Raw genomic sequence first — 14,889 nt, 5'->3', positions numbered from 1 at the left:
ACTCACCAGAAGCGCTCGGACTCCTCGACGGGCGGCGGGCGATCGGATCCGCCCCAGCGGTCGGCTTCGGCTTTGGCGGCATCGGCTGCGGCATCCGCCTCGCGCAGCGCGACCTTCGCGCCGACCGGGCCCGGCCCGCGGGCATCCAGACGCAGCTCCGTGCGCGAGCCGGTCGACGACACGCCGATCGTGCAGTCCAGCACCCTGCCCAGCCAACGCACCTCATCGACACCGGCAGCCTCTTCGACGAGCCGGTAGCGGATGTTCGTCTCGAGATCGCGGACGGCGATCGCGAGCGTCTCGCCACTGAGCGGATCGAGCTGCTCGGTCACCTCGACGCGGTGGCCCTGCGCGATGGCGATCTGCCCCGGAAACACGATCGATCTGTCCATGACTCCACCTTAGGAAGCATCCGCTCGGGGCGGTAGAGACCCCGGAAAATCACGACTTTCAAAAAAGTTTGTCCCCCAAATGGCGGACAAGACAATTTCGAGATATTCTGATATGCGTAGCGGGGGCTACAGGGGCTGAGGACTGGGGAATCAGCCCCAAGAGAGAGCAGCGAGTTTTCATCGCCGCCTCCCCACCGTCCGGGAGGACGGTGAAGCCCTCTCGAGAAGACCTGCGTGGGGCAGACGACTCGAGAGGGCTCATCCCCCGTCGCGCTAGATCTCCTCCTGGAGCATCCGCTGACGGACGTCCTTCCGGAGAACCTTCCCGATCAGCGACCGCGGCAGATCGTCCATCGGCACGATCCGTCGCGGAACCTTGTAGGCCGCGAGGCGGGTGCGGCAGTAGTCGCGGAGCGCCTCCATCTCGATCGCCGCCGAGCCGTGCAGCACGACCGCGGCCGCCACCATCTCGGCACCATCGCCGCGCGGGAGAGCCACGACCGCGGCATCCTCCACGTCCGGGTGCGACCGCAGCGCCTCCTCCACCTCGCTGGGCGAGACGTTGAATCCTCCGGTGATGATGAGCTCTTTACGGCGATCGACCACCGTCACGAAGCCGTCCTCCGACACGGTGACGATGTCTCCGGTGCGCACCCAACCTCCCGGCAAGAGGGTCTCGGCCGTCTCCTCCGGGCGCCCCCAATAGCCCGAGAACACCTGCGGCCCGTGGATGAGCAACTCGCCCGGATCACCGGCTGCCACGTCGATCTGCGGATCGTCGGGATCGACCACCCGGATGGTCGTGCTCGGGAACGGGACTCCGACGGTTCCGGGACGCCGCGTCGGGCCGACGGGGTTGCCGAGGGCGACGGGCGAGGTCTCGGTCATCCCGTAGCCCTCCACGAGGAGGCCGCCGGTGACCTCCTCCCAGCGTGCGACCGTCGACACGGGCAGGCTCATCGCCCCCGAGATCGCGAATCGCACGGTCGAGAGATCGAGGCCGTCGCGGGATGCCGCACGGGTCAGACGGTCGTAGATCGGCGGCACTGCGGGGAGGAACGTGGGCGGAGACTTGCGCACGGCCGTCGAGACGAGACCGACGTCGAACGTCGGGAACAGCACGAGCTTGGCTCCGATGCCCATCGCGAACGTCAGGCAGAGCGTCATCCCGTAGGCGTGGAACAGCGGCAGCACTCCGTAGACCGTCTCCTCCCCCTCGCGGAGGCCGGGCAGCCAGGCGCGACCCTGCATCGCGTTCGCGCGGAGGTTGCGATGGGTGAGCATCGCACCCTTGGGCTCGCCGGTGGTTCCGCTCGTGTACTGCAGCAGGGCGATGTCGTCGAGTTCGGGGCCGGGTGCGCGCCGCGGCAGTGGCCGGGAACGCTCGATGCTCTCCCACTCGCGGATGCCGCGACCCCGCGGCGCCTTGGCGGTCAGGGCCGCGCGTGCGTCGCGCGCTCGTCGGACCGGCAGACGCAGCGCCAGGCGCTGCGCGGCCGGCATCGCCCGCGTCAGATCGACGGTGAGGATGTGCGCCGGGCGCACGTCGGACGGGAACGCCGCAACGGTGTCGGCGACCTTGTTCCACACGATGGCGAACGTCGCACCGTGATCCTCGAACTGATGGCGCAGCTCGCGCGGCGTGTAGAGCGGGTTGTGCTCGACGACGATCGCGCCGAGTCGCAGCGCCGCGTAGAAGGCGACGACGTGCTGAGGGCAGTTCGGGAGGACGAGAGCGACCCGGTCTCCCTTTCGCACGCCGAGGCTCCGGAGACCGGCGGCCGCGCGCCTGACCCGCTCGTCGAGATCGGCGTAGCTGGTCCGTGCGCCGAAGAACTCGAGCGCCGTGCGCTTGGCGTGCTTCTTGGCGCTCTGCCGGAGCATCTCGGGGAGGGTCTGGGTGACCTCGTCGATCTCGTGCGGAACGCCGTCGGCGTAGGCATTCAGCCAGGGCTTGGCGTCGGAAAGTGATTCGTGGTCCATCGGATCCTCCTCGGCACGTGCGCCGTGCGGCCCAGTCTAGGAGCGGGAGGAATGCGGATGCTGAGTCCGTGAGCGCGGGAGCGCCCAGGTCACGATTGAGTGGTCAGTTCCGCCCAGATCGGGAGCATTGATATATCGGTGATAGACAGGCGGGAGGTGCCGACCTGTTGACCCCCGTCGATGACGAGCCCTCCTGAACGGAAGGAACGTCATGTTCCCCTCACGTAGACCCGCCATCATCCTCGCGGCGGCCGTCGCCGCCGTCCTTCTCGTCTCCTCCCCGAATGCGGCATCCGCCGACACGACGATCGACGGCCCGATCGACCTCGGTACCGCAACCCCGTTCGCCGTGCTGGCAGCCGCGGCGGTCACCAACACCGGGCCCTCGGTGCTCGACGGCGATCTCGGACTCAGCCCCGAGACCTCGATCACCGGCTTCCCTCCGGGAACCGTGAACGGCACTGTGCACCAGACCGACGCCGTCGCCGCCCAGGCGCAGGTCGATCTGACGACGGCATACGATGTCGCCGCCGGCCTGACGCCGACCGTGTCCGGGCTGGGCGATCTCACGGGGGCCTCGCTCACTCCTGGCGTCTACGCGGGTGGCGAGCTCTCGCTTTCGGGTGCACTCACGCTCGAGGGCACGGCAGAGTCCGTCTGGGTCTTCCAGGCCGCATCCACTCTCACGATCGGGACCGGCGCGACGATCATCCTGACCGGCGGTGCGAGCGCCTGCAACGTGTTCTGGCAGGTGGGGTCGTCCGCCACGATCGGCTCGGCAGCTCAGTTCATCGGCACCGTCATGGCAGACGTCTCCGTCACGGCGCAGACCGCCGCGACCGTCGAGGGCAGGTTGCTGGCCCGCACCGGCGCCGTGACACTCGATGACAACGTCATCGTCGCTCCGAGCGGCTGCTCTGCTCCCGGTACGGTGAGCACAAGCCCCGAGGTCACATCCGGCGCACCGGCGAACGGCGAGACCGGTGTGGACTACACGCATACGATCACCGCCACCGGTACCCCGGCTCCGACATACGCGATCGCCGAGGGCGCCCTGCCTCCCGGACTCGCGCTCGATGGGATCACCGGCGTCATCACCGGAACGCCGACCGCACCCGGAACCTTCCCCTTCACCGTCGTGGTGAGCAACGGGACCTCGCCCGATGTCGTGGTCGCGTATGAGATCACGATCGCGCCCGCGGTCGTCGCCGCACCGCCGGCAGGACCGGTCGTCGGAGCACCTCAGGCGCCGGTTGCACCGGAGCTCGCCGAGAGCGGACTCGATCTCGGCGCCTGGCCGTTGTCCGGCGTGCTGCTGGTTCTCGGAGCGACCGCGCTTCTGCTGCGAAGGCGTGCACGCATCGACGCCTGATCCGCACGACATCGGCGATGCGCGGTCGCTGCGTATGGTGACCGCGGTGCAGAACGTGCTTGCCGGATGCGGGCCGCAGACGGCCGTCGTTCCGGCGCTTCCGGACGACCGCCCTGCCACACCGGCATCGCCGACCGATTACTACATCACGAAGTACGACGGGACGATCTGGGCGGTCACGGGCACATCCATCAGCGCCCTCACCTTCAAGCAGTGGAAGGCGGCGGGCACTCCCACTCCTCGACCGGCACCGACCAGCTATGTCAAGTACGCATGGTCGCCCACCATCAGCGCCGTCACGATCTTCGGCACTGACAGGTCGCGCTGGATCTGGAAGCGCGTGAGCGCAGCCGAGTGGAAGAAGGCGGGCAACCCGAAGCCGCGCAACGCCGGGTGGATCGAAGGGTCGACCTACTATCAGTGGGCCGGATCCTCGCAGATCTTCGTCCAGGATGTGGGCGGAACCAAGCATGCGCTGACCGGCGCGGAATGGGCGGCAGCCGGGAAGCCGACGTTCGAGAAGCGCTCCAATCAGGGCTTCGTCAAGCTCTCCTGGAACTCCAGCATCGGCTTCCTGACCGATTACGCACAGGGGTTGGGCTCGCCCCGTGAGCGCTGCGCGCTGGAAGGTGGAGGGAAGCCCGACGCCGGTCGTGCGCACGCGCTTCCCGAACGACAAGGTCTGGCAGAACTACGGCAGCGGCACGATCTACTACTCCGGCCCGACGGTTTCGAAGGCGCTCACAGCCGCTGAGTACAAGGCGCTGGGTTCACCCCGCCCGGAGATGAGGGGAACGCCTCCGAAGCCGACCACTCCCCCCAAGCCGACCGCGCCGCCGAAGCCGAACTTCGATAGGAACTGCCCCGACTACCCGTCGCAGGCGGCCGCCCGAGCAGATTTCGACAAGTACTACCCGTGGTACGGGGACGTCTTCGGGCTCGACCGCGACAAGGATCGCATCGCCTGCGAGTCGAACTAGACGCGGGATGTTCGGCGGCTCGTCAGCAGGAGGCGGACGAGCCGCCGGGCACGAAAAAAGCCCCGGAGTGCCGCGTCGTTCAGCGGTTCTCCGGGGCTTCTATCTGGTCGGGCTGACAGGATTTGAACCTGCGACCCCTTGACCCCCAGTCAAGTGCGCTACCAAGCTGCGCCACAGCCCGTTGTTCTGCACTCTCGCGCAGGCAACTCATCCATCTTAGCCTGACGCCGGGGCCTCCGCGAACCACAGGCGTTGCGAGTGTCGGATGCCCGGCGTAGCGTGCCGCCCATGACCACGATCACGACCGAGTTGGCCACCAGCGCCCGGTGGGACGACGTGCAGCGCGCGCTGACCGGAGGCGGTGACGGCGCCAGCTGTCAGTGCATCTGGCCGATGCTGCGCAACAAGGACTGGAACGAGACGACCACGCCCGAGCGCACGACGATGCTCCGCGAAGAGATCGACGCGGGGCCGCCGCCGGGACTGATCGCCTACGTCGACGGCGAGGCCGCCGGATGGATCCGCATCGGCCCGCGAACCGTGCAGCGCCGCCTGGAGCACACCCGCGCGATCGCCGCCGCCACCGAAGAGCCGTTCGACGATGACTCGGTCTGGGCCGTGACCTGCTTCGTCGTGCGACGCGAGCACCGGGGACAGGGCCTCAACGGCGCCCTGCTGCGCGCGGCCGTCGACTATGGCCGCGAGGCGGGGGCCCGCGTGATCGAGGGGTACCCCGTCGACACCGACGGCACGAAGCAGCACGCGAACGAACTGTTCCACGGCATGCTCACGACGTTCCTCGCCGAGGGGTTCCGCCCGCGCGGCGAGCTGAAGACCGGGCGTCCACTCGTGACACTCGACCTCTCGAAATGAACCCCGACGTACCTGCGTCGACCGATAGCGTGGAGCCATGAGCGACGAGCATCCGATCATTGACGACGCCGAGCTCGGCACCTTCACCCGCGCGACGACCGAACTCACCGACGGCACGGTGCTCACGCACGACTGGTACGGCGGATCGATCGTCCGGGACGACTCCTCGATCGAGCTCATGCTCGAGGGGACGTCGGCGGAGGAATCCCGCGCACGACTCCCCCGCCTCCGCGCCGTCGTCGCCGACATCGACTCGATTCAGCGCCGCGCATCCGATGCGGTGGTCACGGCCTTCAGCCAGGGCGACCCCGAACCGTTCGAACTCGACGAAGCGGCATCCGACCTGGCGCTCGAAGCGATCGAGGCGTCGGCCGACGGCACGATCGTGCTCCACCTGACCGACACCTGCGGCACGCACTTCCCCGAGGGCTACTGGCCTGCCGCCCATCTCGGCGATGACGACACCATCACGCACGTCACAGTCGAGTCCTGACCTATCGAGTCCTGACCCGTCCGCCGGCCCGCCGCGACTCTACGATGGAGGGATGCACCGACGCGTCCTGTCCCCCGCGCTGGTCTGGGCCTTCACGCCCTACGCCATCGTCTCGGTCGTGCACGTCATCCTTCTGGCCATCGACAGCCCGGCGGCGGGGCCGACGAAGATCCTGCTGATGCCGGTACTGGCCGTCCCGCTGATCGTCTTCGCGCGGCGGATCGGATCCCCGCAGGCCACGTGGCTCCTGGCTGCGGCGCTCGTCCTCTCGTGGCTGGGCGACAGCGCGGGCGCCTTCTTCCCCGCGCTTCCTGAGCTGCCGCTGATGCTCGGCTTCTTCGGTCTTGCTCACCTGGCCTACATCGCGCTCTTCCTTCGGCTCCTTGCCCAGAGGCCGCTGCCGTGGTGGACGCTGCTCTACGCCGCCTGGTGGGTTGTGATGCTCGTGATCCTCGGACCGCACACCGACGGACTCCTCCTCGCTCTGGCGATCTACGGCCTCGTCCTCGCGGGGACCGCGGCCAGCTCGGCACGCAGCACCTCGACCATCGCGGTCGGCGGCGCCTTCTTCCTCGCGAGCGACACGGTCCTCGCCTTCCGCCTCTTCCTCCCCGAGGTCGTCTCCCCCTGGGGCAGTCCCGTCGTGATGCTGACCTACACGCTCGGGCAGGGCCTCCTCATCGCCGGCGCGATCGCCGCTCTCACCCGCAGGAGCACTCCATGAGCACCACCGCACGCGTCGACAGCTGGCTCTGGGCGGTGCGCGTCTACAAGACCCGCTCCGCTGCGACCACGGCCTGCCGCGCGGGACATGTGCGCGTCAACGGCGACAAGGTCAAGGCGGCGCAGGCTCTCAAGATCGGCGATGAGGTGCGCATCCGCATCGCCGGATTCGACCGCATCCTCTTCGTGCGGCAGCTGCTCGTCAAGCGCGTCGGCGCACCCCTCGCCGCCGTCGCCTACGACGACAGAACCCCCGAGCGCGAGCCGCAGGCGGCGCTCGGCCTCCGCGACCGCGGGGCCGGACGCCCGACCAAACGCGAACGCCGGGAGATCGATCGCCTGCACGCACGGTCCGAGCGCGGATCGGATGACTTCCTCCGCTGACGTTCACTCCGGGAACACCACAGGGGCGGACTCGTTCAGAGTCGCTCGAGCAGCCATCCCGCCGAGCGCACCTGCGCCGGCTCGGTCCGCCGGATGCGGTCGGCGAGCTCGCGGTCGCTCGTGACCCCGAAGACGTTCGCTCCGGAACCGACGCGCTTCTCGACCTCGGCGACGATGGCGTCGTCACCGGCGGCATCCGCGCGCACGATCGAGACTCCGTGCGGATGCGCGTCGAGCGCCCGCGCCTGGCCCTCGACCACGAGCGACACCTCCGGGAACCATTCGGTTCCGCCGATGCCCAGCTCGGGCGCTGCGATTGCGACGCCGTCCAGCCGCCCGGCCAGTCGCTCGGCGGCGCCGGCACGATCCTTCCACCAGCCGTCGGGAACCGACCCGACCACGTTGGCCGCATCGACGACGAGGGCCACGCGCTCTTCGAGAAGGCGGCGCAGCTCCGGCCAGGCGCGGGCGAAGCCGGGATGCAGCGGCCGCGACTCCACGTCGTCGATGGCCACCCACTCGAGCGCGACGCTCTCCGGGTCACTGATCACGGGCTCGAAGGGCGTCTGCACATCAGCGACGACGGTCGTGTACGACCAGATCTCGAGATCGAGCACGCTGGTGAATCGCGGGCGGACGGCGCCCTCGGGCACTCCCGCTTCCTCCCGTGCCTCGCGCAACGCGCCGACGATCGAACTCTCGCCCTCGTGCAGCGCGCCGCCCGGCAGACCCCAGGTGCCGCCGAAATGGCTCCAGGCGACGCGGTGCTGCAGCAGCACCCCGCGTTCGGCATCCACGGCCAGCAGCCCGGCAGCGCCGAAACGCCCCCAGTACCGCTCCCCCGAGTCGGCGACGACCCAGGCATCCCCGGGATCGCGCGGCCCCTCCGGGCGGCGCGGCTCATCGAAAGCGGGGGGAACGATCGTCACCCCTCCACCCTGTCACAGCCGCCGCGTCCGGGCATCGAATCGGTCACAGAGAGAAAACAGCGCTCACCCGATGGAGCCCACTGCAGAGGCCCCTGACATGCGACAGCGGGCGCAACCTCGGAGAGGATGCGCCCGCTTGACGAGTACGAGGATCAGCGCTGGCGCTTCTCTCGCACGCGCATGTTGATGACGATCGGCGTTCCCTCGAAGGAGTAGAGCTCGCGCAGACGACGCTGGATGAACCGGCGGTACCCCGGGTCGAGGAATCCCGTCGTGAACAGCACGAACGTCGGCGGACGCGTCGACGCCTGCGTCCCGAAGAGGATGCGCGGCTGCTTGCCACCGCGCAGCGGGTGCGGGTGCTCGGCCACGAGCTCGGCGAGGAAGGCGTTGAACTTACCGGTGGGGATTCGGCGATCCCAGTTCTCCAGCGACGTCTCGAGCGCGGGCACGAGCTTGTCGAGGTGACGGCCGGTCTTCGCCGAGATGTTCACGCGCGGAGCCCAGGCGACGTGCGCGAGGTCCTGCTCGATCTCGCGCTCGAGGTAACGACGACGATCGGCGTTCTCGAGGTCGTCGTCATTGAGACGATCCCACTTGTTGAACGCCAGCACGAGCGCGCGGCCCGACTCGAGCACGAGGTCGATGATGCGCACGTCCTGCTCGCTGATCGTCTCCGAGACGTCGAGCACGACCACGGCGACCTCGGCCTTCTCGAGAGCGGCCGAAGTACGCAGCGACGCGTAGAAGTCGGCACCCTGCGCCATGTGCACTCGACGACGGATGCCGGCTGTGTCGACCAGCGTCCACAGCTTTCCGCCCAGCTCGACGATCTCGTCGACCGGGTCGCGGGTGGTGCCGGCGAGGTCGTTGACCACGACGCGCTCTTCGCCCGCGGCCTTGTTGAGCAGCGACGACTTGCCGACGTTCGGGCGGCCGAGGATCGCGACGCGACGCGGTCCGCCGATCTCGGCCTTCGCGACCGCGGAGACCTCGGGCAGCTTCTTGAGCACCTCGTCGAGCAGATCCGCGACGCCACGTCCATGGATGGCCGAGACCGGGTGCGGCTCGCCGAGCCCGAGGTTCCAGAGGGCTGCGGCCTCGGGCTCCTGGCGCGCGTCGTCGATCTTGTTGGCGACGAGGAAGACCGGCTTGCCGCTCTTGCGCAGCAGCTTCACGACGTGCTCATCGGTCGACGTGGCACCGACCATCGCGTCGACGACGAACAGCACGACGTCGGACAGATCGATCGCGACCTCGGCCTGCGCGGCGACCGAGCGATCGATGCCGCGGGCATCCGGCTCCCACCCACCGGTGTCGACGAGGGTGAAGCGGCGGTCCGCCCACTCCGCCTTGTAGGTGACGCGGTCGCGGGTGACGCCGGGGGTGTCCTCGACGACGGCCTCGCGGCGGCCGAGGATGCGGTTCACGAGCTGCGACTTGCCGACGTTCGGGCGCCCGACGATCGCGACGACGGGCAGCGCGGGCAGGAACTGGATCCCGTCCTCGCCCAGCTCGACACCGGCGAGGAGCGCGGCATCCTCGTCGTCGAGCTCGTAGTCGGCGAGGCCGGCGCGCAGCGTCTCGGCGCGCTGTTCGGCGAGGTGCTCGTCGAGCTCCTCCATCTTCTCGGCGAGACGGTCAGGGCCGCCTTCGTATTCTTCGTCAGCCACGGTGTGCTCCTCGGAGTCGTTCGATCACCGTGAGGACGGCATCGATGGTCTGGGGGAAATCGAGCTCCGTCGAGTCGACGACCTCGACGCCGTCCGCGGCGTTGAGGAAGTCGACGACGGCGCTGTCGGAGGCGTCGCGCTTGTGCAAGGCAGCGGCGACGGCATCCGCGTTCTCGCCGGCGAGTTCACCGGCTCGGCGTGCGGCCCGCACTTCGGGGGCCGCGGTCAGCAGGATGCGGACGGGTGCGTCGGGGGCGACGACCGTCGTGATGTCGCGGCCCTCGACGACGACGGCCGGATACGGCGCCTCGGCGACGAGGGAGCGGAAGAGATCGTTGACCTGGGCCCGCACGGCGGGCACGCGGGCGACACCGCTCACGGCGCCCGACACCCGTGGTTCACGGATCGCATCGGTGATGTCGACGTCGCCGACGCGCACGGTGCGGTCGTCGGGGTCGAGCCCGAGACGCACGGGGAAATCGGATGCCGCGGCGAGCACCGCGTCGGCATCCGCCGTGTCAGCGCCCCGGTCGAGCACGTGCCACGCGAGCGCCCGGTAGGCGGATCCGGTGTCGAGGTAGCCGAAGCCAAGTCGCCGCGCGACCGCCTTCGACACGCTCGACTTGCCGGAACCTGCGGGACCGTCGATCGCGATGAAGTCCACGGCCGAGGTGTCGGCGGCGGACCGGTCGAGAGAGGTGTCAGTCATTGGTGTTCCCCGCAATCCGCCATCCACGTTCCTGAAGCCCCGAGATCGCGCCGTGCAGCGAGGCCGGTTCGACGCTGATCTCGGCGAGTCCGAACTGCGCGCCCGGCGAGTGCTCGAGGCGCAGGTCCTCGACGTTGACGCCGAGCTCGCCGAGCTCACCGAACAGACGGCCGAGCTGACCGGGGGTGTCATCGATCATCACGACGAGCGATTCGAAGCGCCGGTTCTGGCCGTGCTTGCCGGGAAGCCGGTCGACGCCGTCGTTGCCGTGACGGATCGTCTCCGCGACGACACGACGGGCACCCGCGGCGCCCGGGTCGCGCAGCGCGTCCGACACCTCACGCAGGTCGGCGGCCAGGGAATCGAGGATCTCGACGACGGGCCCGGCGTTCGCGCCGAGGATCTGCACCCACAGCTCCGGAGCGGATGCCGCGATGCGCGTCGTGTCGCGCACGCCCTGCCCGGACAGACGGAGGGAGCCCTCGTCGGCCTCGGCCAGGCGCCCGGCGAGCAGGCTCGCGACGACCTGCGGTACGTGCGAGGTGAGAGCGACCGACCGATCGTGCTCCTCGGGGGTCATCTCCAACGGCATGGCGCCGACGTCGAGGGCGAGCGCCTCCACGAGAGCGAGGTCGGCGGCGGCGGTGTCGCCGTCACGGCACACGACCCAGGGGCGCCCGATGAACAGGTCGGCGCGCGCGGAGATCGCTCCCCCGCGCTCGCGCCCGGCGAGCGGATGCGAACCGATGTAGCGAGCGAGATCGACACCGCGTTCCTGCAGCTCGCGGAACGGCTCGAGCTTCACGCTCGCGACGTCGGTGACGACGGCATCCGGGTACTGCGCGAGCTCGGCCTGGACGACGTCGGCCGTCACGTCCGGCGGCACGGCGACCACGATGAGGCGGGGACGATCGTCCTCTGCGGCGAGGCGGCCGGCGCCGTAGTCGACGGCGAGACGCAGCTGCGCGGGCGACGAGTCCGTCAGGACGACGTCGATGCCCTTCGCCCGAAGCGCGTGTCCGACGCTCGCGCCGAGGAGTCCGGCGCCCACGACACGGACGGTCCCCGACAGACGCGGGGCGACCGCCGATCGTTCGGATCCCGGACGACGAGCAGCGTCGACGGACGTCGATCGCACGCTGGACGCACTGGACGTGTCGGTCACTCGTTCTCCTGTTGCTCGCCTGGCGCCGAGGCGACACCGGAATCACGGCGCGACAGAGTGAGCAGCGCGCCGAGTTCGATTTTACCCAGTTCGCGGGACTTTCCTGCCGGGAGCGTTCCCAGGTGGAGCGGCCCGAACTGACGACGTACCAGTTCGGTGACCGGGTGGCCCACCGCGGCCATCATGCGACGCACGATGCGGTTGCGGCCGGAGTGCAGCGTGAGCTCGACGAGACTCGATCCGCGCGAGGTGTCGAGAAGGCGGGCCTTGTCGGCGCGGATGTGCCCGTCCTCGAGGTCGAACCCGGCCGTCAGCTTCGCGATGGTCTGCGCCGTGACGGTGCCCTCGACCTTGGCGATGTACACCTTGGTGACACCGAACGACGGGTGGGCGAGCACGTGCGCGAGCTCCCCGTCGTTCGTGAGGATCAGCAGACCGCTGGTCTCCGCGTCCAGGCGTCCGACGTTGTAGAGGCGCTCCTCGTACTGGTCGGTGAACCGACGCAGGTCGGGACGACCGCTCTCGTCGCGCATGCTGCTGACGACGCCGGTGGGCTTGTTGAGCATGACATAGCGCTTCGAGACGTCGAGCTGGATCGCCGTGCCGTCGACGTCGACCAGATCTGTCTCGGGGTCGATGCGGCGTCCGAGCTCGCTCACGACCTCGCCGTTCACGCGGATGCGACCCGCGACGATGTACTCCTCGACGACACGACGGGAGGCCACACCGGCCGCGGCCAGCACCTTCTGCAGGCGGACGCCCTGCGGAGCTTCGGAATCGGTCATCGGATGGTCCCTTCGTCGAACCCATCGGCACCGTCGTCGAGCAACGGAGAGATGGGAGGCAACTCGTCGAGCGAGTTGATTCCGAGATGCTGGAGCAGCGCCTCGGTCGTGCCGTAGTTGATGGCGCCGGTCTCGGAATCGGCGAACAGTTCGGTGATCAGGCCACGGGCGAGCAGCGTGCGCACGACCGAGTCGACGTTCACCGCGCGGATCGATGCCACTTGGCTGCGAGTGACGGGCTGCTTGTAGGCGATCACGGCGAGGGTCTCGAGCGCGGCCTGCGACAGTCGCGCCGGCGCCTGCCCGCCGACGAACTCGGCGATCAGATCGTCATGGTCCTCGCGCACGTAGAGGCGCCAGCCCCCACCGACCTCGCGCAACTCGAAGCCGCGCCGGGGCCCCTGTCTGCGGCCGTCGTAGTCGTCGACCAGTGTCTCGAGCGACTGCCGAACGGCCGGCACGGGCGACCCGACCGCGGCGGCGAGGGCCACGAGTCCGATCGGCTCGTCGATGATGAGCAGGATCGCCTCGATGCGCTCCGACAGGGGCGTCGACGGCGTCTGCTCGGTCTCGGTGCCGCTCGCGGTCTCGGGGCGGCTCACGGTCTCGGCGGCGGTCACGTCATCGGTCATAGTCGGCCCCCAGGCTCGCGAGTGTCTCGTCCGACCAGGAGTCGGCGGCCCAGCGCAGCGTCAGCTCGCCGAGCGGTTCCAGTTGTTCGAAGGAGAGTGCCGCGTGCCGATACAGCTCGAGCACCGAGATGAACCGGGCGACCACGATGCCGGGTTCGCTGACCCCCGCCACCAACTCGCGGAAGCTCAGCGACTCGGTGCCGCGAAGGAGCGTCACGACGATCGCCGCCTGCTCGCGAATGCTCACCAGCGGCGCATGCAGATGATCGAGGCCGACGTGCGGGATCTCCTTCGGCGCGAACGCGAGGAGCGCGAGCGCGGCGAAGTCGTCGGCGGTGAGCGACCAGACGAGCTCGGGCGTCTTGCGACGGTGCTTCTCATCGAGCCGCACCGCGCGCACGTGCCGACGGTCCTCCCGCTGGAGGCAGCGCGAGAACCAGGCCGACACCTCCTTGAACGCGCGGTACTGCAGCAGACGTGCGAAGAGCAGGTCGCGCGCCTCGAGCAACGCCACGGCCTCGGCATCCACCAGTTCGCCCTGCGGCAGCAACCCCGCCACCTTCATGTCGAGGAGCGTCGCCGCGACCACGAGGAACTCGGAGGCCTGGTCGAGCTCCTCATCGCCGTCGAGGTCGCGCAGGTAGGCGATGAACTCGTTGGTCACCGCGCTCAGCGAGACCTCCGTGATGTCCATCTCGTGCTTGGAGATGAGGTTCAGGAGCAGGTCGAACGGTCCATCGAAGTTCGACAGCGAGACGCGGAATCCGGGATCGGATGCCGACGGCTGCTCGATCAGAGCGGCGTCGGTTTCGGGCACGAGTGAAGCGCCTTCCGGCGCAGGGGCGATGCCGTCGGGCGCGAGGGTGGCGTCGTACTCGGAATCAGGCGACGGCGCCACGGGCGACCAGCTCCCGCGCCAGTCGCAGATACGCCTGTGCGGCGGCGTGCTCCGGCGCGAACTCGGTGATGGGGACACCCGACACCGATGCATCGGGGAACTTCACGGTGCGACCGATCACGGTCTCGAGCACGTCGTCGCCGAACGCCTCGACGACGCGTTCGAGCACCTCGCGCGAGTGCAGCGTGCGCGGGTCGTACATCGTCGCGAGCAGGCCGTCCATCGTGATCGAGGGGTTGAGCCGATCGCGCACCTTGTCGATCGTCTCGATCAGGAGCGCGACACCGCGCAGCGCGAAGAACTCGCACTCGAGCGGGATGATCACGCCGTGCGCCGCGGTGAGAGCGTTCACCGTCAGCAGGCCGAGCGACGGCTGGCAGTCGATGAGGATGACGTCGTACTCCCCCGCGACCTGGCGGAGCACCCGGGCGAGGATCGTCTCGCGGGCGACCTCGTTCACGAGGTGCACCTCGGCGGCGGACAGATCGATGTTCGCGGGCAGGACGTCGAGGTTCTCGACGCTGGAGTGGACGATCGCGTCGTTCGCGTCGCGCTTGGTGTCGAGAAGCAGGTCGTAGATCGTCGGCACGTCGTGCGTCTGGATGCCCAGGCCTGCGGAGAGGGCGCCCTGCGGGTCGAAGTCGACGGCGAGCACCTTACGCCCGTATTCGGCGAGTGCTGCGGCGAGGTTGATGGTCGTCGTCGTCTTACCGACGCCACCCTTCTGGTTGCACAGCGCGATGATCCTCGCCGGACCGTGGGAGCTCAACGGTTCGGGCGTGTCGAACCCGTGATAGGGCCGTCCGGTGGGTCCCATGGGTGTCTCGTCGACCTTCTTGGCCGTCGCCCTGGACTTCGCCGCTTTCTCCGCCACCGGTTCTCCTGCTCCTTCGTGCTT

17 protein-coding genes and 1 tRNA gene are annotated in these 14,889 nt (G+C 69.1%); 7 read left to right on the top strand and 11 right to left on the bottom strand.

The annotated features are described in order from the left end of the window. Positions 1-2: 2 nt before the first annotated feature. Positions 3-392, bottom strand: a complete 390-nt coding sequence (locus KZC52_RS00160; protein ID WP_247622053.1) for a hypothetical protein — start codon at positions 390-392, stop codon at positions 3-5. A 273-nt stretch (positions 393-665) separates the two neighbouring features. Next, positions 666-2,375 (bottom strand): long-chain-fatty-acid--CoA ligase, encoded by a 1,710-nt coding sequence (locus KZC52_RS00155; RefSeq protein ID WP_247622052.1) that lies wholly within the window; start codon positions 2,373-2,375, stop codon positions 666-668. A gap of 211 nt (positions 2,376-2,586) precedes the next feature. On the opposite strand from KZC52_RS00155, the gene KZC52_RS00150 reads away from it, so the two are divergent. Genes KZC52_RS00150 through KZC52_RS00140 form a run of 3 tightly spaced genes read left to right on the top strand, consistent with a single transcriptional unit; the run spans position 2,587 to position 4,727 of the window. Further along, positions 2,587-3,747: an ice-binding family protein gene (locus KZC52_RS00150; RefSeq protein ID WP_247622051.1), complete on the top strand. Its 1,161-nt coding sequence runs from the start codon at positions 2,587-2,589 to the stop codon at positions 3,745-3,747. Further along, positions 3,728-4,501 carry a hypothetical protein gene (locus tag KZC52_RS00145; protein WP_247622050.1) on the top strand — a complete coding sequence of 258 codons (774 nt, stop codon included), beginning with the start codon at positions 3,728-3,730 and terminating at the stop codon, positions 4,499-4,501. Before KZC52_RS00150 ends, KZC52_RS00145 begins: the two co-directional genes overlap by 20 nt. 31 nt (positions 4,502-4,532) lie before the next feature. Further along, complete coding sequence (locus KZC52_RS00140) at positions 4,533-4,727, top strand: hypothetical protein (RefSeq protein ID WP_247622049.1); 195 nt, start codon at positions 4,533-4,535, stop codon at positions 4,725-4,727. A gap of 104 nt (positions 4,728-4,831) precedes the next feature. Here KZC52_RS00140 and KZC52_RS00135 read toward each other — a convergent pair. Beyond that, positions 4,832-4,908, bottom strand: a tRNA-Pro gene (locus KZC52_RS00135). A 107-nt stretch (positions 4,909-5,015) separates the two neighbouring features. Between KZC52_RS00135 and KZC52_RS00130 the strand changes: the two genes are divergently transcribed. From KZC52_RS00130 to KZC52_RS00115, 4 genes are read left to right on the top strand one after another with little or no spacing between them, the layout of a single operon-like run. After that, a complete protein-coding gene (locus KZC52_RS00130; RefSeq protein ID WP_247622048.1) occupies positions 5,016-5,600 on the top strand; it encodes a GNAT family N-acetyltransferase in 585 nt (194 codons plus the stop codon). A 37-nt stretch (positions 5,601-5,637) separates the two neighbouring features. Beyond that, positions 5,638-6,093: a DUF2262 domain-containing protein gene (locus tag KZC52_RS00125; protein ID WP_247622047.1), complete on the top strand. Its 456-nt coding sequence runs from the start codon at positions 5,638-5,640 to the stop codon at positions 6,091-6,093. A 52-nt stretch (positions 6,094-6,145) separates the two neighbouring features. Continuing rightward, on the top strand, positions 6,146-6,817 hold the full coding sequence (locus KZC52_RS00120) for a lysoplasmalogenase family protein (RefSeq protein WP_247622046.1): 672 nt from the start codon (positions 6,146-6,148) through the stop codon (positions 6,815-6,817). After that, on the top strand, positions 6,814-7,200 hold the full coding sequence (locus tag KZC52_RS00115; RefSeq protein WP_247622045.1) for an RNA-binding S4 domain-containing protein: 387 nt from the start codon (positions 6,814-6,816) through the stop codon (positions 7,198-7,200). The genes KZC52_RS00120 and KZC52_RS00115 overlap by 4 nt, the downstream gene beginning before the upstream one ends. Positions 7,201-7,235: 35 nt before the next feature. On the opposite strand, the gene KZC52_RS00110 is transcribed toward KZC52_RS00115, so the two are convergent. The 8 genes from KZC52_RS00110 to KZC52_RS00075 form a co-directional block, all read right to left on the bottom strand. Then, on the bottom strand, positions 7,236-8,129 hold the full coding sequence (locus KZC52_RS00110) for an NUDIX domain-containing protein (RefSeq protein ID WP_247622044.1): 894 nt from the start codon (positions 8,127-8,129) through the stop codon (positions 7,236-7,238). 152 nt (positions 8,130-8,281) lie between these two features. Continuing rightward, positions 8,282-9,754 carry a ribosome biogenesis GTPase Der gene (gene der / locus KZC52_RS00105; RefSeq protein ID WP_247624674.1) on the bottom strand — a complete coding sequence of 491 codons (1,473 nt, stop codon included), beginning with the start codon at positions 9,752-9,754 and terminating at the stop codon, positions 8,282-8,284. A gap of 40 nt (positions 9,755-9,794) precedes the next feature. Continuing rightward, complete coding sequence (cmk, locus tag KZC52_RS00100) at positions 9,795-10,511, bottom strand: (d)CMP kinase (protein WP_247622043.1); 717 nt, start codon at positions 10,509-10,511, stop codon at positions 9,795-9,797. Continuing rightward, a complete protein-coding gene (locus tag KZC52_RS00095) occupies positions 10,504-11,649 on the bottom strand; it encodes a prephenate dehydrogenase (protein ID WP_372491576.1) in 1,146 nt (381 codons plus the stop codon). Before KZC52_RS00095 ends, cmk begins: the two co-directional genes overlap by 8 nt. A 23-nt stretch (positions 11,650-11,672) precedes the next feature. Next, positions 11,673-12,461 (bottom strand): pseudouridine synthase, encoded by a 789-nt coding sequence (locus tag KZC52_RS00090; RefSeq protein WP_247622042.1) that lies wholly within the window; start codon positions 12,459-12,461, stop codon positions 11,673-11,675. Then, positions 12,458-13,093: an SMC-Scp complex subunit ScpB gene (gene scpB / locus KZC52_RS00085; protein ID WP_247622041.1), complete on the bottom strand. Its 636-nt coding sequence runs from the start codon at positions 13,091-13,093 to the stop codon at positions 12,458-12,460. Before scpB ends, KZC52_RS00090 begins: the two co-directional genes overlap by 4 nt. Continuing rightward, positions 13,083-13,991 (bottom strand): segregation and condensation protein A, encoded by a 909-nt coding sequence (locus tag KZC52_RS00080; protein ID WP_372491546.1) that lies wholly within the window; start codon positions 13,989-13,991, stop codon positions 13,083-13,085. The genes scpB and KZC52_RS00080 overlap by 11 nt, the downstream gene beginning before the upstream one ends. Further along, complete coding sequence (locus KZC52_RS00075) at positions 13,975-14,808, bottom strand: ParA family protein (RefSeq protein ID WP_247624672.1); 834 nt, start codon at positions 14,806-14,808, stop codon at positions 13,975-13,977. The genes KZC52_RS00080 and KZC52_RS00075 overlap by 17 nt, the downstream gene beginning before the upstream one ends. Between the last annotated feature and the right edge of the window lie 81 nt (positions 14,809-14,889).

This window comes from Microbacterium galbinum (genome assembly GCF_023091225.1).
Taxonomy (GTDB): Bacteria; Actinomycetota; Actinomycetes; order Actinomycetales; family Microbacteriaceae; genus Microbacterium; species Microbacterium galbinum.
Note: the sequence above shows the minus strand (reverse complement) of the source record. Positions and strands in the feature narration are given on the sequence as shown.